This is a genomic window from Sorangium sp. So ce145, assembly GCF_051525985.1.
Taxonomy (GTDB): Bacteria; Myxococcota_A; Polyangia; order Polyangiales; family Polyangiaceae; genus Sorangium; species Sorangium cellulosum_B.
The window spans coordinates 6,425,013-6,443,862 of record NZ_CP150315.1 but is presented as its reverse complement, the minus strand read 5'-3'; the positions used below and the strand labels follow the sequence as shown (position 1 = coordinate 6,443,862).

Sequence of the window (18,850 nt, the reverse complement as noted above, 5' to 3'; positions counted from 1 at the left end):
TACCCCGGAGCGCCTCGGGCCCACGTGGCGCAACGCGCTCCCGCCTACCTGCGCCTCGCCGCCTCGCACCCTTCCCATGACGTCCTTCCCAGTCCTCGCTCGACTCGCGGCGCTCGTCGCCCTCGTCGCCGCGGAGCGCCCCGCTGCCGCCTCCTCCGGAGAGAAGACGGCCTCGCTGAGCTGGGTCCGGCTCGCCGGCGCCGAGGCGTGCGTCGGCGCGCGCACCCTCGCGCAGGCCGTGGAGGCGCGCCTCGGGCGCGCGGCGCTCGTGTCGGCCGCACGGGCCGACCTCACCATCGAAGGGCGCATCGCGCCGGGTGACGCCGGCGGGGGGCTGGCGGTGATCGCTGTCGCCAACGCGGACGGCGCGCTCTCAGCTCGATGACGACAAGCGCGCCGTGTTCGTCCTGTACGAGATCGAGCAGCTGCCGATGGCGGAGATCGCGCAGGCGGCGGGGTGCCCGCTGCAAACGGCGTACTCGCGGCTGCGCGCGGCGCGGGCGCAGATCGCGGCGGCGATGGGCCGGCAAGAGCCCGGTGCGCCGCGGGAAGGGGCCGCGCGGATGACCCAGAGGAGCAGCGCATGAGCGGCGAGCCTCCCAGGTTGATCGACGCGGAGGACAGCCCGGACGCGCTCCGGCTCGGCCTGGAGGCCGCGCGGCGCGACGTGCCGGACGCGCCTCGGCTCGCGCGGCTCGCGGCGCGGCTCCCGTTCGGCGGGCCGGGCCCGGCGGGCGGCTCGGTCGCGCCGGGAGACGGCAGCGGCACGGGCGCCACTGCGAGTGGCGGCACGGGCGCCGCTGCGGGCGGCGGCACGGGCGCCGCTGCGGGCCTGGCTGCGGCCGGGGCCGCCGCGCCGCCGACGCGCAGGCTTTCGCGCCGCAGTGTCATTCGATCTGCGCCGGGCCGCCGGCGCCTACGAGCGGCGCGCGCGCCGCCTGCGGGCGATCGCGATCGCGAGGCCGCCGAGCGCGAGCGCGCCCTGGGCCGTCGAGGAGTCGTCCGCGCCTGCCACCCGGCATCCGCAGCCGCCTCCGTCGTCAGACGAGCCGCCTGGGCCGCCCGGCGACGCATCGCCCCCCTGCGCGCCTCTGCCGCCGCTTCCATCGTTGCCGCCGGCGCCGCCTTGCACCTCGCCGCCATCGGCCCCGCCGCTGCTGTCCCCGCCGCCCGCGCCGCCCTGGCCGCTGGTGTCCTGCCCGCCTGCGCCGTCGCCGCCCGCGCCGCCCTGGCCGCTGGTGTCCTGCCCGCCTGCGCCGTCGCCGCCCGCGCCGCCCTGGCCGCTGGTGTCCTGCCCACCGGCGCCACCGCCGCCCTGTCCGGCGGCGCCGCCTTCAAGCAAGCACGCTTCGCTGCACCCATCGCCGGCCACCCCATTGCCGTCGTCGCACGGCTCGACGTCGGCCTGCACGAAGCCGTCGCCGCACGCCGCGAGCTTGCATCCTGCGACGCAGGCGTCCGTATCGCTCGCGTTGCCGTCGTCGCACTGCTCGACGTCGGCCTGCACGAAGCCGTCGCCGCAGCTCGCCGCGACGCACGTGGCCAGACACCCATCCTCGTCGCTCGCGTTGCCGTCGTCGCACTGCTCGACGTCGGCCTGCACGAAGCCGTCGCCGCAGCTCGCCGCGACGCACGTGGCCAGACACCCATCCTCGTCGCTCGCGTTGCCGTCGTCGCACTGCTCGACGTCGGCCTGCACGAAGCCGTCGCCGCAGCTCGCCGCGACGCACGTGGTCAGACACCCATCCTCGTCGCTCGCGTTGCCGTCGTCGCACTGCTCGACGTCGGCCTGCACGAAGCCGTCGCCGCAGCTCGCCGCGACGCACGTGGTCAGACACCCATCCTCGTCGCTCGCGTTGCCGTCGTCGCACTGCTCGACGTCGGCCTGCACGAAGCCGTCGCCGCAGCTCGCCGCGACGCACGTGGTCAGACACCCATCCTCGTCGCTCACGTTGCCGTCGTCACATGCCTCGGGTCCGCTCGTCGCGCCGTCGCCGCAAAAGGGGCCGGCGCCGGAGCAGTCGGCCCTGCATCGGCCGTACTGGCCGTTCTCCGGGCCGTCGTCGCACATCTCGCCCCTGCCGACGATCCCGTCGCCGCACACCACCGCCGGCGGCGCAAACTCGTACGCCCCCATATCGAACGCTGGCCCGTTGAGCAGATCGCCGTCGAGCGGGCGCGGGTTGCCCTCGATGTCGTGGCTCGGCGCGCCTTCGGCCGTGCCGGCGTCGATGCACGGGCTCATCGCCTGGAGCTTCAGGTTCGCCGGCGCAGCGACGTAGCGCGGGTCCACCGAGGTGAGCCCCGCGGTTGCGTTCACGCCGCTGTGGTTCGTCAAGTGCCCCCACAAGTTAGAGCGCGTGATCGTCACGCTCGACGTCCCGGGGCCGGGGCCCGGCTGACGAAAGACACCGTGCGAGGTGTTGTTGGTCACGATCGAGTTGGTGATGAACACCGTCGCGCTCGACGATCCGTTCGATTGGATGAAAACGCCGTCGCGCTGGTTCGCGTGGATGGTCGCGTTCGTGAGCGTCACCGTCGACACCGCGCTGACGTCCTGAGAGGAGATAAGGACGCGGAGGCCGTCGAACGTGTTGTTCCGCAAGATCGTGTTTGTCACCGCCGCGGAGGCCGAGCCCGTGAGGTACATGCCGTGCCAGCTCGTGTGGACGGTCAGCCCGTCGATCACATGCGTGCCCTGCTCCGCATAGATCCCGTACATGGCCTCCGAGATGACCGCGTTCGAGAACACGTGGCCGGTCGACGACGGCTCGAGCCGGACGCCCCAGAAGCTCCCCGCCGCGGTGCCCGTCGACGTGAGCACGACAGGCCGCGCCGGCGTGCCGCCCGCCTTCAGCGTCCCTCTCACGACGAACTCCGTCGCTTGCAAGTTCTTGAGCGACGCCATGATGTCGCTCGTCCCGAACGCCAGCTGCACGCCCGGCTCGAGCGTCAGCGTGACCCCGGGCGCGACCGTGAGATCCCCCGGGACGCTGTACACGCCTTGCGGCTTGCCCGCCAGGGTCAGCGTCAGGTCGGTCCAGAGAACGCCCACGAGCTGCGGCGTCGGGTCTCCGGCGTACGGCAGCGCCCCGATGTCGTTCCCCGCCTCCCCTGCGAACCGGCTGGGCGAGTTTGACGTGAGGCGCAGGTTCTGCGACGCGTCCACGTAGAGCGGGTTCGCCGAGAGCGTCCCCTCGCCCGGGCTCACTCCGTTGTAGTTCCTGCCGTTCCCCCACACGTTCGAGTGCGTGACCGTCACGTTCGTCGTCCCCTCGGTCGTCCGACGATAGACGCCGTCCGTGGTGTTGTTCGTTATGATGGTGTCCTTGATGTCCACCGTCGCGCTCGCGCGTGTCGTCGACGCTTGGACCGAGACGCCGGCGCGTCCGTTCGCGTGGATCGTCGACCCGGAGACCGACACGGTGCTCACGCCGTCTAGCGCGGTGACGTACAGGCCGATGCCCTCGTTGTGCCGAGAAATGCAGCCCGTGAGCGTCGCGCTGCCGTTCTCCGAGATGAGGATTCCAGTCGAGTTCGTGTGCGTGACGACCCGGTTCAACGTGACCGCGCTGTTGGTCACGTGGACACCATACCACGCGTTTTGCACCACGAGATCGTTTGCCGTCAGCACGGCCGTGGGGGCGTCGACGATGACGCCGTACCAGCCTCCGACGCCGCTTGCGGCGGCGGAGCGGAAGATCACAGGGCTCGTCGCGGTTCCCGCGACCTCGAGCGTGCCCCGGATGTACATCTCGACTCGGTAACTATCACTGCCGGAGCCGTGGCCGTCGCCCCAGGCAAACCGGACCTCGGTCCCCGCCAGGATCGTGAGCTTGGCGCCGGCCGGGACGGTGATGTCGTCCTGCACAATGTACGGGCTCCCGGCCGGGGTCCACGTCGTGTCGACGATGTTTCCGCCCGCGATGACGGTATCGGCGCGCGCGGCCCGTGGCAGGGCGACGACGACAGCGAACGCCCATAGCAGCGCAAGACAGCTCACGGCGAGCGCGACGGGGCGCTTCAGCATCGTTGTTTCTCCTGGAAATGGGAAAGGTGCCGGTCGCAGGGGACGCGCGGGACACGGCGCGCCGCGGGGCTGGCCCGCCTTCCCCCTGGTATCCGAGCGCTCGGCGGCGAGCAATGGCCTACGGGCGCGCCGATTTTGCTCTGCGCCTGCCTCCTGCCGGGCGGATCGCGCTCGGCGTGCCGATCACAGGCTCCCGCAGGCTGTGGCTGTGGCTGTGGCGTGAAGGCTGCGGCTTTGATGCGATGCGTGGATCCGTGGTTGATATAACGTCGCTTTTCCCGGAGGTGGTGGATCGCATAAATGAATGCTCTGTCGGCTACAGCATGGCTGTACGAGACGCGAGCCAGTGCTCCGGAACGATTCTGACGAACCATCGGTTGCTCGAATCCGGCCAGTTCGTCGCAGCTTCGAGCGACACGGGGGAGCAACGACAGCAGCGCTGTGGCACGACGAGCGCGGATGGCGCCCTGAAGACGTGCCCGTTGGGTCGGATGCAGCAGACGGCGCGCGTGCGTTCCTGGACGGCATGCCCGCGTCCTGACGAGGTGGACGCGGCGCGAAATCCGCGATCAGGGCGTTGTTCCTTGGCGTTCCAGGAGGCGCGCTGTCATCGCCTGCGCGGCGTCGGCGATGCGGGCGGCAGCGCGCGCCGCGTCGCTGACCACGTCGTCCACGCGGCGTGAGCCGTCGCTCCCGGCCTGCGCCCAGAGCAGCGCCGCGGGCAGCGCGAGCCCGAGCGCCACCGCCACCCCGGCCATCGCGACGCGCAGGCGCCGCCCCCGCGCCGCGACCGGCAGCGTCACCGGTGCTCGGGCCGCTGCCGGCGGCGCCACCGGCACCCCTGCCGCGGCCTCGAAGGCGGAGATCATCGCCTGGACGCTGGGGAACCGCTCCGCCGGGCTGATGGCGAACGCCCGCGCGAACCACGCCTCCAGGGCGGGCGGCGCTCCCGGGCACAACGTGGCCAGCGGGGGGCGCCCGCTGACCAGGATGGCCGCGAGCACCGCGGCCAGGTTGCGGCCCGGAAACGGCTGCCGCCCGGTCAGCGCCTCGTGCGCGACGACCGCGAGAGACCACATGTCGAGCTGCGGGCCGCCCAGGCCATCACACGTGTGCTCCGGGCTCAGGTAGGCCGGCGTGCCCAGCACGACGCCGTCCGCGGTGCGGCGGCGGAAATCGGCCGGCCGATCCTGGCCGACCCACTTGGCGATCCCGAAGTCGGTGATCTTGGCGCAGAGATGGCCGTCGCTCCCCTCGACGAGCAGGATGTTCGACGGCTTGATGTCCCGGTGCACGACGCCGAGGCCGTGCGCCGCCGACAGCGCCTCTCCCAGCTGCCGCAGCAGCGACGCGAGCTCGACGGCGGGGATCGTCCCTCGTTCCTCCAGCAGCTGACGCAGCGACCTGCCGCGCACGTGCTCCATCACGATGTACGGGCCCGCCGCCAGGTCCTCGCCGGCGTCGAGCACGGCGACGACGCCGCGGGTCTTCTGTCCGAGCTGCGCGGCGACCCGCGCCTCCAGGCGGAACCGCTCGATCGCATCGACGTTCCGCCCGCCTCGCGCGACCGTGAGGAACTTCAGCGCGACATCGGCGCGCCGGACGCCGTCGTGCGCGCGCCAGACCTCGCCCATCGCGCCGCGCCCGAGCAGCTGATCGACCTGGTAACGCCCGTCGATGAGGCGGCCGCGCAGCCGTACGGAGCGGCGCGAAGAGGCTGGGCGGGAGTCGGCAGGTCGATCGACGAGCGCGGCTGCGGCGCGCGCGCCGTCTCTCCGCTGGGAGTCAGGTTGTGAGTCGAACGAGGAAGGATGGAACACGGTCGAGCACCTCCGTGCCGCCTCTGTGTCCCAGCCACGCCGGTGTCCTTTTCGGGCGACGCGCTGGGGCCAGGGACCGGGGCATGCCCAGAGCGTATCGCGAACATGCGACCCTGGGAATCCCGGACGGCGGGACCTAGCAGGGAGCTTGTCGCCGACCTGCTCTCACAGGAGCGTACGAGGGAGGTGGACATCGGCGCATGCGCCACGTGGCGTGCGGGTGTTGACGATGCCCATTGCTCGTACGTTCGAGGAAGAGCCGGTAGACGTCGCGGCTCTCTTCCTTGCTCATCGCCTCGAGCGCGAAGTCGTCGAGGATGAGTGTGCGCCAGTGACCCCGCGTGGGGCCGCACCTCATGTCGGCGGAGCGTCCGCCGATCCGGAGGGGCGCGCGAGCCACGAGAGCACCAGCACGCCCGCCGCGTCCGCCGCGAAGTCGGCGAGCGACGAGGTCCGGCGCGGCGATAGTCCCTGCGCGAGCTCCTCCAGGCCGGCGCCGGCGAGCACCAGCGCCGGGCCGAGGGGCGGGAACGCGGGCCCGCGACGGAGGATGGGCCTGTAGCCGAGCGCCCCGTCGACGCAGAGGGCGAGCAGGCCGAAGCCCAGCGCGTGGGCCGCGAGGTCGGCGTGCGGGACCGACGGGAGAGAGGTAGGGAGCAGGCCGAGGTAGGCGCCCGCGGCGGCGGCGGCGAACAGCGGGAGCTGGATCCAGAGAAGGAGACGGAATTGGCTGGTTCGTGCGGTGGTCATGCGCACGGCGTAACGGGGCTGCGCGTGCTGGTAATCCGCGGCCGGCGGCTTCCACGAAAGATCCTCGAGCGCCATGGGGCCGCCATATTTTCTTCACAGCGAGGCGCTGGCCTTGCCGGAACAGGAACGAGGGAAGGCTCGCCGCTATGGTGACGAGGATGTGCCGATAGACACGTGTGTCGTGCACGCGCACGCGCACGCGCACGTGCACGAGCACGAGCACGAGCACGAGCACGAGCACGACCACGCGTTCGTGCCGTGTGATGGCCTGGCCCTTTCCCTTGTGGGGAGGTGTACCTATGCAATGCTGGGGTCTACTATACGCGCCGCCCGGATTGATCCCGGTAGGCGTGGCGTCATGGGAGCAAGACTCCTTGGGAGGCGCCGCCGTCAGTCTTCGTCGGCTCAGTCTTCGTCGGCGAGGTACAAGAGGCCGATGCGGCGTTCGTCCACCGCAATTACACCCGTCTCGAACGTGGCAAGGGTCACCGATCCGTACCAGGCGTTGGTGCGGAGGCCGAGGGGCGTCTCCTCGACTGTCCCGTTGGTGAAGAAGCGCGCCTGCTCCTCGAAAAGCTCCACGAAAGCGCTCGCGATCCGCTCCGCGAGGGCGAGCTCGAGGCGCGGAGCGTCGTACGCTTGCTCCCGCTGCAGCACGGCCGACAGCAGGCGCTGCGCCTGGGTTCTCGCGAGCAGGTCCCAGCGTTCCACTCGTGCGCCTGGGTAGCCGAGTCCGATCGCGGCGACGAATGCGTCGAGCGTCACGCTGGGATCTCGACCCCAGAGCTCCCGATGCTCGCTCAGCCGCTCCGGATCGAGCTGGCACACGTAAAAATGCACGTTTTCGTGGTCGGCGACGAGCCTCCTCAGGCGCTGCACCTCGAGCGCCTCGTCAGGGACCGAGCCGTCCGCGGCCCGCACGAGGAAACGTGCGCGAGCGGGATGCTCGCGGGGGCCGGCGCGCCGGAACCCCTTGAACCGGGCCCTCGTACCTACGACGTTACGCCGCCCGTCATGCCAGCCGACCCCCAGGCCGTCCCCCCCGTAGCCCCCGCGGCGCCCTTCGAGACCCGCGCGGCCCTCCTCGCCTGGCTCGCGCAGCACGGCGTCGCGCACCTGGCCCGGCTGAGCCTCGAGGCGGTGGCGCCGCGCGTCGACCCCACGCTCTGGCCCGAGCTGCAGCTCCTCGGCGCGCGGCGGCGCCTCATCGACCTCGCGAGCGCCGAGTCGCTCGCAAGCGCGCTCGCGTGGCTCGCGCCCTCGCGCCTCCGCGACGTCCTGCCGCCCCTCGTGGCTCGCTTCCTGGAGGACGAGCGCGACGACGCCGCGCTCGCGCGCGCGGCGGCGCCGTCGCTGCTGCGCGCGCCGGAGGAGCCGCGGGCCCTGTCGGCGCACGAGCGGCTCTGCGAGCTGCGCGCGCGCGTGCCGGACGCGACGGCCCCGCGCCCCGAGCGGGCGCTCCGGGCCGCCGCGCTGCGGTTCGACGCCGCGCTCCCCGGCTTTCGCCTCGACGACCCGCGGCCCTTCGAGGCGCACCGCGCGGGCGCCGGCTTCGTCAGGCCGGAGGCGCGGCTGACCCTCGCGCCCGGAGCCCTCCGCGCCGAGTGCGACTGCGGCGCGGCCGGCTGCGTCCACGCGCTCGCGGCCATCGACGCCGCGCTGCTCTGGCTCCGCCAGCCCCCGAGCGAGGCCTTCTTCCAGGCGCTCGACGAGCTCGGCCGCCCCGCCTGGGAGCGCGCCTTGCTGGCGCTCGACAGGGCCCTCGACGAGGGCCCGGGGGCGCGCGGCGGCGTCGAGCTCTCCTTCCGGCTGGACGTCGTCGAGGCGGCCGGCGTCGTGGTCGCGCCCTGGATCCACCGGCTGGGCAAGAAGGCGCAGCGCGGCGCCGGGGCGCGGCTCGGCAAGAAGCGCCTCCTGCTGGAGCACGGCGGAAAGCTCTCCCCCGAGGACGCCCGCATCGCGTCCCTCCTGCCCGAAGGCAACGCCTTCGCCTCGCGGGCGCTGCTCGACGCGCTCATCGGCCACCCGCGCCTCTTCCTCGACGACACGCCCGACGTCGCCGTGCGGATCGAGCGCGCGCCGGTGGGCGTCGTGGCCGAGGAGCGCCACGGCGCCGTGCGGGTGAGCGCCGGCGTCGAGGGCACCGCGCTGCCCCCCGCGCTGCTCGAGCGGGCGCGCCGGGCCCGGCCCGAGGAGGTGCTGTTCCTCTGGGACTGGGACAAGGGCGCGCGGCGGCTCACGCTGCTCGATGTGAAGGCCGAGATCCGGGCGCTGCTCGACGTGCTCGCGCGCGAGGGCGACGTCTTCCCGCCCGAGAGCCACGGCGCGCTGCTCGCCGCGCTCTCGCGGTGGGCGCTGCGCGTGCCCGTGGCCATGCCGCGCAGCGTGATGGGCGAGTCGGTCCCGCCGGAGCTGCTCCCGGTGCTGCGGCTCACGGCCCAGCCCCGCGGCGCCGTGGAGGTCGAGCTGCGCGTGCGGCCACTCGCGGACGCACCGCCGCTCGTGCCGGGCGCGGGCGCGCGCGACGTCCACGTGCGGCGCGGCGACCGGGCCCTGCACGCGGTGCGCGACCTGCGCCGGGAACAGGACTTCGCCGCCGCGCTCGCCGCCGAGCTCCCGCTCGCCGGGGCCGAGCCGTTCGAGGATCGCCCGTTCCACTATCGCTTCGCCAGCGCGCAGGGCGCGCTCGATCTGCTCGCGGCCTGCGCGCGGCGCGAGCCGCCCCCGGAGCTCGAGTGGGTCAGCGAGCCCCTGCGCGTCGTGGGCGACGGGGGCCCCCGCGCGCTCAAGGTCGTCCTCGAGAAGCGGCGCGAGTGGTTCGGCGCCCTCGGCGGCCTGAGCGTCGCGGGAGAGCGCGTGGAGCTGGCCCGGCTGCTCGACTCGGCGCGCCGCCACGAGCGCTACGTGCAGGTCGAGGCCACCACCTACGTGGAGCTGGGCGAGGCCCTGCGCGCCCACCTCGAGCGCCTGGCCGATCACGTCCACGACTCCCCGCACGGCCTCTCGGTGGGCCCCTCGGCCGCCGCGGTGCTGTGGGAGCTCGAGCGGGCCGGCGCCGCGATCGAGGCGGACGGCGCGTTCCGGGGGCTCGTCGAGCGGGTCGTGGCCGCCGGCGAGCTCTGCCCCGCCGCGCCGGCGGCGCTCGCGGCTGAGCTCCGCCCTTACCAGCTCGACGGGTACCGCTGGCTCGTGCGCCTCGCGGCCTGGGGCGCGGGGGGCGTGCTCGCCGACGACATGGGCCTCGGCAAGACGGTGCAGGCGCTCGCCGTCCTCATCGAGCGCGGCGAGCGCGGGCCGGCGCTCGTCGTCGCGCCCACCTCGGTGGCCTTCAACTGGCAGGACGAGGCGCGGCGCTTCGCGCCCTCCCTCCGCCTCACGGTCTACGCGGACGAGGTCGATCGCGACGGCGCGCTCGCGCGGCTCGGCCCGGGCGACGTGCTGGTGCTCAGCTACGGCCTGCTCGTGCGCGACGCCGCGCGCCTCGCGGCGCGGCGCTTCGCCACCGTCGTCTTCGACGAGGCGCAGAGCCTGAAGAACGCGACCACCCAGCGCTTCCGCGCCGCGAGGGCGCTCCAGGCGGACTTCAGGTTCGCGCTCTCGGGCACGCCGATCGAGAACCACCTCGGCGAGCTCTGGAGCCTCTTCGCGCTCGTCTTCCCCGGCCTCCTCGGCGGCTGGGACGCGTTCCGCGACCGCTACGCCATGCCGATCGAGCGGCAGATCGACCCCGCCGCGGGGCCGGCGCTCGCGCGCGTGCTCGCCCCGTTCCTCCTCCGGCGGACCAAGGCGCAGGTGGAGGCCGAGCTGCCGGCGCGCACCGAGGTGCGCGTGCCGGTCGTGCTCTCGGGCGCCGAGTGGCAGCTGTACGAGGACGCGCGCCTCGCGGCGCTGTCCGACCTCGAGACCCCCCGGGCGGTCCGGCGCGAGCAGGAGCGGCGCGTCGAGGTGCTGGCGGCGCTCACGCGCCTCAGGCTGCTCGCGTCGCACCCGCGCCTCTACGACGCGCGCTCGACGCTCGACTCGTCCAAGCTCGCGCGCTTCCTCGGGCTCGTCGAGGAGCTGTGCGCGGAGGGGCAGCGCGCGCTCGTGTTCAGCCAGTTCACGTCGCACCTCGCGCTGGTGCGCGAGGCGCTCGAGGCGCGCGGCGTCGCGTACGTCTACCTCGACGGCGAGACGCCCCGGAAGGCCCGGGCCGAGCGGGTGCGCGAGTTCCAGGAGGGGTCGGCGCCGCTCTTTCTGATCTCGCTGAAGGCGGGGGGGTTCGGCATCAACCTCACGGCGGCCACCAACGTGATCCACCTCGACCCCTGGTGGAACCCCGCCGTCGAGGATCAGGCCTCGGACCGGGCGCACCGCCTGGGCCAGCGGCGGCCGGTCACCATCTATCGCCTGGTGGCGCTCGGGACGATCGAGGAGAAGATGCTGTCGCTGCACGCGGAGAAGCGCTCGCTCGTGGCGCAGGTGCTCGGCGGCAAGGACACCGCCGGCAAGCTCTCGACGCAGGAGCTCGTCGGCCTGCTCTCGGAGCAGCTCCGTGGGCCGGACGGCGGCGAGGGCGGGGACGGCGAGCTCTCGGACTCAAGCCCTCCGAGTCGCGCTCTTTGACTCGGGATCTCTGACTCGTGCCGTCCGACTTCCGCTCTCCGTGGACCGAACGTGGGCGCTGCGTCGCCCAGCGGAAGCATTTTCCTCGGAATTTCCGAGAAGATTAAATTGAACAGGGAGGCAGGGAGACGGGGAGGGATCTTCAAAATACTCCCCGTCTCCCTGCCTCCCTGTTCAATTTTCCGCTGAAAGGGCTGCAGAATGAGGGCGTTTATCAGGTCGCCCAGAGCACGGCGAGATCGAGCTCGATGGCCTGGAAGGGCGTGGCGCGGACGCTCGCGGTGTCGCGGTGGGTGGCGATCGGTGCCCAGCTGCGGTCCGCGGCGAGCGTGAAGATCTCCAGGGTCCGCTGGAGGGGCGCGATCAGCCAGACGTGCCGCACGCCCTCGCGCGCATAGACGGGCATCTTGTCCTTGCGATCGTGCTGCTCGGTCGAGGGGCTCAGGACCTCGCAGATAGGAAGGTTCGACGCTTGGGATGCTTTCTGTCATCAGATGGGTTCCGACGTCGATTGCATCAGGTTCCTCGCCTGGGAGCGGGTGGAGCGCGGCCTCGTGGTGGGCTGTTCAATCGCGGCGTAACGTGGCGAACGCGCGGCGACCGTCCATCCCGCTGGCGCGCAGCTTGCAATCGGCCGACGCCGCCGAGCGCTCCAGGTCTGTCAACGAGCGCCGGCGAGGAGAAACGACATGCCGAAAGCGAAGTCCGCGAGCGCTTCCCGGAACCCGGGAGCGCGGCCCGCGCCGTCCGGGCCTTTCGAGGCGTCCCTGCCGCCGGCGCTCAGCGCGGCCGAGCAGGACCTCCTGGGTCGCGCTCTCCGGTTCCTCGTCAACGTCCAGGCCGCGCCCTTCATCGCGCGGGCGCGTCGCGAGGGCTACGCGGCGAACGAGCACCGCGAGGGGTGGCGGCTGTTCAAGCTCGCCTCGGGCGAGCAGCGCCCGCTCGAGCACCTCTTCGCGGAGGCCGCGATAGAGGCCGCGAGCGGCGGAGGCGTCGAGGGCGCCGAGCGGATGCAGCTGCTCCGGGAGGTCGACGTCTTCGAGAACACGTGGTTCCCGCGCACGCGCGCGATCATCCGCCGCGTGGTGCCGCGCGAGCGGCGCGACGGCTTCGAGGCCGCGTTCTTCAAGCACCTGGAGCCGCAGCCGCTCGGGTCGACGGTGACCATGTCGGTCGGGACGTACCTCCGCCGCCTCGAGGGGCTCGCCAGGAACAGCGATGGCGACGCGAAGAAGGTCCACAAGATGCTCGCGGCGCGCGGGCTGACCGAGGCGAAGGTGCAGCAGGTGCGCGATCTGCTGGCGAAGCTCGAGGCCGGCGCCGGGTCGCAGGCGCAGCCGCCCCGGGTGCCCTCGGCCGAGCTGGCCAGGGCCTGGCGGGAGCAACGGGAGGGGATCGAGGGCCTGCAGGACTGGTTCAACGACTGGGCGACGACGCTGCGGCAGGTCTTCCCCGTGAAGGCGCAGATCCAGCTCGGCCTCACGGCCGTGAGGCGCACGGCGGCCGCCGGAGAGGTGATCGAGGAGGAGGTGTCGCTCGACGAGGACGAGGGCGCCGACGGCGAGGTCACCGGCGCGGAGCCGCCGCTCGGCTGACGCTTTTCGGCCGCCGCGGTGCCGGACCGGCGCCCGCGGCGCCCTCGCCGCCAGCGCAGATCCCGCGCAGGCGCACCGGCCACACCGGTGGCGGGTGACGGGAGCCCGCGCGGCGCCAGGCCGCGGACGCGGCTACGCAACCGCTTGCTCTCTTCCGCAATGGTTTGCGGTATCCAGCAAAAGGTCGCGCTCGGAGGGCCCCGGCGGAACGTCCCGCACGGCACGAACACGGCCGCGTGCAGGGGCCGCGCCGCGAGGGAGACTCGCCCCGTCCACTGGGGTCGTCGTCCGCGTCACGACTCGGTTGTTCGCCTGAACCACGATTCGGGCTCGTCGCCTGAGCCATCCCTGGGCCCGTCGCCCGAGCCACAGCCCGTCTCCTCGCCCGAGCCACAGCCCGTCTCCTCGCCTGAATCTGAGCGATGACTGGGCTCGTCACCTGAGCGATGACCGGGTTAGCCGCCTGGATGACCTGGCTCGTCCCCTGAGCCTCAGCCCGGCTCCTCGCATGTGCCAGGCTCGGCGCCTGGGAATTGCCGCAATGCCGAGCGGCCCGAAATGGCGGAAGAACAGGAGGAGAACGACGGGAGCGCTGGTGTGAATTGGCGTGAAGGAGAGGGGCTGACGCATCCGAGGCGCCGACACCGGACGATGTGAGGGGGTATGCTATAGAACCTCCCAACAGGCAGCGACGTTGGCTGCTTGAGCATCGGTCCGGGTACGCCGTCGGGGTCTCTCGCCAGAGCGGCGCGACGAGCTCGACATTCGGGAGCGTTGCGTGTCGACAGGGGGTGGGGACGTTTCACCCGGAGCCGCCGCGCGGGCGTGGCAGCGATCGGAGGGGCCAGGATGAGCCGCGAGACCCTCGCGCCAGGGACGGTGTTCCAGGGTCGCTATGAGATCCTGTCCTGCTGCCGAGCGAGCGGCCGAACGGTTCTTTACAGGGGCCGGCGCATCGGGGGCGGTCGGCCGATCGTCCTCCAGATTCTCCATCTGCCTCGCGATGGAGACGGCGGGCACCCTGCGCGGCGATCCATCTCGCGGTTCCTGCGGGAGATGCGCTCTGGCACGCGGCTCCACCACGCTCCGAGCGTCCGGCCCGTCGACTGGGGGCACGCCGGCGAGGGACGGCTCTATACCGTCTTCGAGCTCATGCCGGGACACACGTTGCGGGAGGTGATGCCCTCGCAGGACGACCTGCAGCAGCACGCGCTCGGCGCGACCCTGCCGCAGGCGACGCTCGAGCTCAAGGAGACCCCGCGCCGCGACGCCGAGGCCCGGGAGCAGAGACAGCCGGAGCGGCCGGGATCGAGCGGAATGCGCGGCGAGCGTGGCGAACCGGCCGAGACCACGCTCGCGCTCGCCGGCCTGGCGCCCACGGAGGCGTCGGCCGGCGTGACGCCCGAGGAGCGAGCGCGCGAGGCCGCAGCGCCGTCGGTGCACGACGCGCACGGCGCAACCACGGCGGGGGGAGCGGCGCCGACGGGGCGAGGTCCGGGCTCGGCGCTTCCGGACGTCGGCGGCACGATCAAGCATTACGAGATCATCCGCAAGCTGGGCCGGGGCGGCATGGGGATCGTGTACCTGGCCCGCGACACGAAGCTCGGGCGCCTCGTGGCGATCAAGCTGCTGCTCGAGTTCAGCGGACAAGGAAACGAGCGCTTCCTGGACGAGGCGCGGGCCACGGCGCGCTGCCGTCACGAGAACATCGTGGTGATCCACGAGGTGGACGAGATCCGCGGACACCCGTACCTGGTGCTCGAGTACATCAAGGGTCGCACGCTGAGCGAATGGCTGACCCAGCGCGAGCACCCGAGCGCGCCAGGGCCGCTCGCCGCGATAGGGCCGTCCGGCCCGATGTCGCCCGGCCAGGTGGTGGAGCTGATGATCCCTGTGGTTCGCGCGCTGGTCTGCGCGCACGAGCTCGGGATCGTCCACCGCGATCTGAAGCCGGAGAACATCCTCATCGACGACGCGGGGAGCATCAAGGTGCTCGACTTCGGGATCGCGAAGCAGCTCGACGCCAGGGTGATGTCGACGCTCACGGGCACGCAGGCGACGCTCGCGCGAGGCCAGGGCGACGGCCACCGGAGCGGGCTCATCGGCACGCCGGCCTACATGTCGCCCGAGCAATTGCTGGGCGGGGACATCGATCCTCGCAGCGACCTGTGGGCCGTGGGCATCCTGCTGTACACGCTGCTCGTGGGGGCGCATCCGCTCGACCCGTTCTCGGTCGCGCGGCTCGCGGACATCGTGAAGCTCGATCTCCCCATGCCGCGCGTGAGCGCGCGGCGCCCGGACGTGGGCGCGCTCGGCGACCTGGTCGATCGGTGCTTGAAGAAGCGCCAGCACGAGCGCATCGGCTCGGCCAAGGAGCTGCTCGCGGAGCTGGAGGCGCTGCTGCCCGGTCGAAAGGCGCTCGAGCTGGGCGACGACGAGAGCCCGTTCGCGGGGCTGTCCGCGTTCCAGGAGTCGGACGCGGCGCGCTTCTTCGGCCGCGATCGCCAGATCGCCGCCACGGCGACGCGGCTGCGCTACCAGCCGCTCCTCACGGTCGTCGGGCCGTCGGGGGCGGGGAAGTCGTCGTTCGTGCGCGCGGGGGTGATCCCTGCGTTGAAGCGCGGCAGCGAGTGGTGGGAGACGTTCATCGTGCGGCCGGGGCGCCGGCCGCTGTCGGCGCTCGTCGATGTGCTCGTGCAGGTGGCCGAGTCCGAGGTGGCCAGTACGGGCTCCGGGTCGGCCGAGCTCCCCGATCACGACGCGATCGTCGCCACGCTGCGCGCCCAGCCGGGGCACCTGGGCGCTCGGCTGCGCGCGCGCTGCCGCCGCGAGGGGACGAGGCACCATGTCCTGCTCTTCGTCGATCAGTTCGAGGAGCTGTACACGCTGGGCGCCAGCCGCGAGGAGCGGGCCGCGTTCGTGGCCTGCCTGGAAGGCGTGGCCGACGACGCGTCATCGCCCCTGCGCGTGCTGCTCGCCGTCCGCTCGGATTTCCTCGATCACATGGCCGATGATCACGATTTCGTGATCGACGTGACGCGCGGTCTGTCGCTGCTGCCGCCGATGGGGCGCGACGGCCTGCGCGACGCGCTGACGAGGCCGCTGGAGGCGGCCGGTCATCGCTTCGAGACGGCCGAGATGATCGAGGACATGCTGGGCACGCTGGAGAGCACGCGGAGCCCGCTGCCGCTCTTGCAGTTCACGGCCGCGAAGCTGTGGGAGGCGCGGGATCGCGAGCACCGGCTGCTGACGCGAGACAGCTACGAGAGGCTGGGCGGCGTGGCGGGCGCCCTGTCCGCGCACGCGGACGCGGTGCTCTCGGCGCTGCCGGTGCGCGAGCAGCGGCTGGCCCGCGCGGTGCTCGTGCGCCTGGTCACGCCCGAGCGCACGCGCGCGGTGGTCAGCCTGGAGGAGCTCCATGGGGTGGCGCAGAGCGGCAGGGGTCCTGCGGGCGAGGCCATCGATCAGGTGGTCCAGCACCTGGCCGGCGCGCGGCTGCTGCTGATCGAGACCGGGGGCGAGCGCGAGGGCACGACGGTGGAGCTGGTGCATGAGTCGCTGATCGAGCGGTGGCCCAAGCTCCGGCAGTGGCTCGCCGAGGGCGAGCAAGACGCGCAGTTCCTGGCCCGGCTGCGCGCCTCGGCGCAGCAGTGGGAGGCGAGCGGCTGGGCCGAGGGGCTGCTCTGGCGCGACCGCGCGGCCCAGGACGCGAGGGCATGGTACGAGCGCCGGCGCGCCGCGCAGGGCGCCGACGGGCGAGCGGGGCTGAGCAAGCGCGAGGAGCGTTATCTCCTGGCCGTCGTGGAGCTCGCCGAGCGCGCGCGGCGCCTGCGACGGCAGTTCGCCGTGGGCGTGATCGCGACGCTCAGCGCGTTCGCGGTCATGGTGTCGTACCTGGCGATCCGCGCGCAGGCGGACGCGCTCCTGGCGCGCAATGCCACCCGCATGGCCGCGGCGCGCGAGCTGCAATCCGATCCCACGACGGTGCTGGCGCTCTTGCGGGAGGTCGAGCCGCCCGAGGTGCCGCGCGGGTGGGCCACCCTCGCGCGCTGGGCGCTGCACAGCTGGGTAGCGCGCGTGGTGCTCACCCATCCGGATTTCGTCATCCGCGCGGCGTTCAGCCCCGACGGCAAGCACATCGCGACGATCTGCGCGGACAGGGCCGTGCGAGTGTGGAACGCGGACGGCACGGGCGAGCCGCTGGTCCTTCGTGGCCACGACGCGCCGATCAACTCGGTGGCGTTCAGCCCCGACGGCGAGCGCATCGTGACGGCGTCCGACGACAGGACCGCGCGGGTGTGGCGCACGGCGGGTGCGGGCGAGCCGCTCGTCCTCCGCGGTCACGAGGAAGGGGTCTATTCGGCGGCGTTCAGCCCCGATGGCGGGCGCATCGTGACGGCGTCGTTCGACCGGACCGCGCGGGTGTGGAAGGCCGATGGCACGGGCGAGCTCGTCGTCCTCCGGGGTCATGCGGAGCCGGTCTATTTCGCGGCGTTCAGCCTCGACGGCGGGCGCATCGTGACGTCGTCGTTCGACCGGACCGCGCGGGTGTGGAAGGCGGACGGCACGGGCGAGCCGGTGGTCCTGCCCGGTCACGAGGACGCCGTCTACTCGGCTGCGTTCAGCCCGGATGGCAAGCGCGTCGTCACGGCGTCGTGGGACAAGACGGCGCGGGTGTGGAACGCCGATGGGTCGGGCGAGCCCCGGATCCTGCGCGGCCACGAGGATGTCGTCTACTCCGCGGCGTTCAGCCCGGATGGCGAGCGGATCGTCACGGCGTCGTGGGACAAGACGGCGCGGGTGTGGAACGCCGACGGGTCGGGGGAGCCTCGGATCCTGCGCGGGCACCAGGATCGGGTCTACTCTGCGGTGTTCAGCGCCGACGGCAGGCGCATCGTCACGGCGTCTTATGACAAGACGGCGCGGGTGTGGAACGCCGAGAGCACGGGTGAGCCCCTCAGCCTCCGTGGTCACGACGATTCGGTCTCCTCGGCTGCGTTCAGCCCGGATGGCAAGCGCATCGTCACGGCGTCGTGGGACCGGACGGCGCGGGTGTGGAACGCTGAGGTCGCGGGAGCGCCCGTGATCCTCCGTGGCCACGAGGGGGAGGTGTTCTCGGCGGCGTTCAGCCCTGACGGCAAGCGCATCGTCACCGCGTCCGACGACAAGACGGCGCGTGTGTGGAACGCCGACGGCACGGGCGAACCGCTGGTGATCCGTGGTCATGCGGACAGGGTTCGGTCAGCGGCGTTCAGCCCTGACGGCGAGCGCATCGTCACGGCGTCCTTCGACAAGACGGCGCGTGTGTGGAACGCCGATGGGTCTGGAGAGCCCGTGACGCTCCGTGGTCACGCGGACAGGGTGCGTTCGGCGGCGTTCAGCCCCGACGGCGAGCGCATCGTCACCGCCTCGTATGACAACACGGCGCGTGTGTGGAACGCCGATGGCACGGGCGAGCCCGTGGTCCTGCGAGGGCACGATCGTTGGGTCGTATCGGCGGCGTTCAGCCCTGACGGCAAGCGCGTCGTCACGGCGTCGTGGGACAAGACGGTGCGGGTGTGGAACGCCGACGGCACAGGCAAGCCCGTGGTCCTGCGCGGTCATGAGCACCTGGTCAATGCTGCGGTGTTCAGCCCTGATGGCAAGTATGTCGTGACCGCGTCCGACGACAAGACGACGCGGATATGGAATGCCGACGGCACGGGCGAGCCCCTGGTGCTGCGCGGGTCCGATGCGTCCGTCAACGCGGTGGCGTACAGCCCCGATGGCAAGCGCATCGTCACCGGGTCCGACGATAAGGTCGCGCGGGTGTGGACCGACCTCGAGCCGCTGCGCGGCGTCGATGACCCGAAGCTGTGGACGGCGACGACCTACTGCATGCCCGTCGAGCGGAGGATCGAGCTCCTTCGTGTGCCCGAGTCGGCGGCCCGGGCGAGCCAGGAGGCCTGTCTGCGTCAGGTCGCCGCGGTCCGCGCGGCCGCGCCGAGGGGGCAGGCGGATTCGGGGGGCCGGCTGCGCGGCACGGCCGGCCGATGACGGGCGTTGTTCCC

General features: G+C 72.6%; 10 protein-coding genes. 5 read left to right on the top strand and 5 right to left on the bottom strand.

Annotated features, from left to right (window positions below):
* Positions 1-76: 76 nt before the first annotated feature.
* Together WMF34_RS23550 and WMF34_RS23545 are read left to right on the top strand one after the other, a co-directional pair.
* Entirely contained in the window at positions 77-385 is a 309-nt protein-coding gene (locus tag WMF34_RS23550) for a hypothetical protein (RefSeq protein ID WP_044965555.1), read from the top strand.
* Between the two features lie 13 nt (positions 386-398).
* Complete coding sequence (locus tag WMF34_RS23545) at positions 399-587, top strand: sigma factor-like helix-turn-helix DNA-binding protein (RefSeq protein WP_231865024.1); 189 nt, start codon at positions 399-401, stop codon at positions 585-587.
* A 329-nt stretch (positions 588-916) separates the two neighbouring features.
* Here the strand turns inward: WMF34_RS23545 and WMF34_RS23540 are convergent, their stop codons facing one another.
* From WMF34_RS23540 to WMF34_RS23525, 4 genes are all read right to left on the bottom strand, one after another.
* Positions 917-3,754 carry a DUF4215 domain-containing protein gene (locus WMF34_RS23540; RefSeq protein ID WP_437989187.1) on the bottom strand — a complete coding sequence of 946 codons (2,838 nt, stop codon included), beginning with the start codon at positions 3,752-3,754 and terminating at the stop codon, positions 917-919.
* Positions 3,755-4,599: 845 nt separating this feature from the next.
* Positions 4,600-5,850, bottom strand: coding sequence for a serine/threonine-protein kinase (locus tag WMF34_RS23535; protein WP_012237189.1), 1,251 nt, complete (start codon positions 5,848-5,850; stop codon positions 4,600-4,602).
* A 354-nt stretch (positions 5,851-6,204) separates the two neighbouring features.
* Positions 6,205-6,675 carry a hypothetical protein gene (locus WMF34_RS23530; RefSeq protein ID WP_012237188.1) on the bottom strand — a complete coding sequence of 157 codons (471 nt, stop codon included), beginning with the start codon at positions 6,673-6,675 and terminating at the stop codon, positions 6,205-6,207.
* A 330-nt stretch (positions 6,676-7,005) separates the two neighbouring features.
* A complete protein-coding gene (locus WMF34_RS23525; RefSeq protein WP_437989186.1) occupies positions 7,006-7,479 on the bottom strand; it encodes a hypothetical protein in 474 nt (157 codons plus the stop codon).
* Positions 7,480-7,614: 135 nt separating this feature from the next.
* On the opposite strand from WMF34_RS23525, the gene WMF34_RS23520 reads away from it, so the two are divergent.
* Positions 7,615-11,205: a DEAD/DEAH box helicase gene (locus WMF34_RS23520; protein WP_044969020.1), complete on the top strand. Its 3,591-nt coding sequence runs from the start codon at positions 7,615-7,617 to the stop codon at positions 11,203-11,205.
* A 214-nt stretch (positions 11,206-11,419) separates the two neighbouring features.
* On the opposite strand, the gene WMF34_RS23515 is transcribed toward WMF34_RS23520, so the two are convergent.
* Positions 11,420-11,650, bottom strand: coding sequence for a Uma2 family endonuclease (locus tag WMF34_RS23515; RefSeq protein WP_420877279.1), 231 nt, complete (start codon positions 11,648-11,650; stop codon positions 11,420-11,422).
* A gap of 244 nt (positions 11,651-11,894) precedes the next feature.
* Between WMF34_RS23515 and WMF34_RS23510 the strand changes: the two genes are divergently transcribed.
* Together WMF34_RS23510 and WMF34_RS23505 are read left to right on the top strand one after the other, a co-directional pair.
* A complete protein-coding gene (locus tag WMF34_RS23510) occupies positions 11,895-12,800 on the top strand; it encodes a hypothetical protein (protein ID WP_012237185.1) in 906 nt (301 codons plus the stop codon).
* A gap of 849 nt (positions 12,801-13,649) precedes the next feature.
* Positions 13,650-18,836, top strand: a complete 5,187-nt coding sequence (locus tag WMF34_RS23505) for an nSTAND1 domain-containing NTPase (RefSeq protein WP_437989185.1) — start codon at positions 13,650-13,652, stop codon at positions 18,834-18,836.
* The last annotated feature ends 14 nt before the right edge of the window (positions 18,837-18,850 follow it).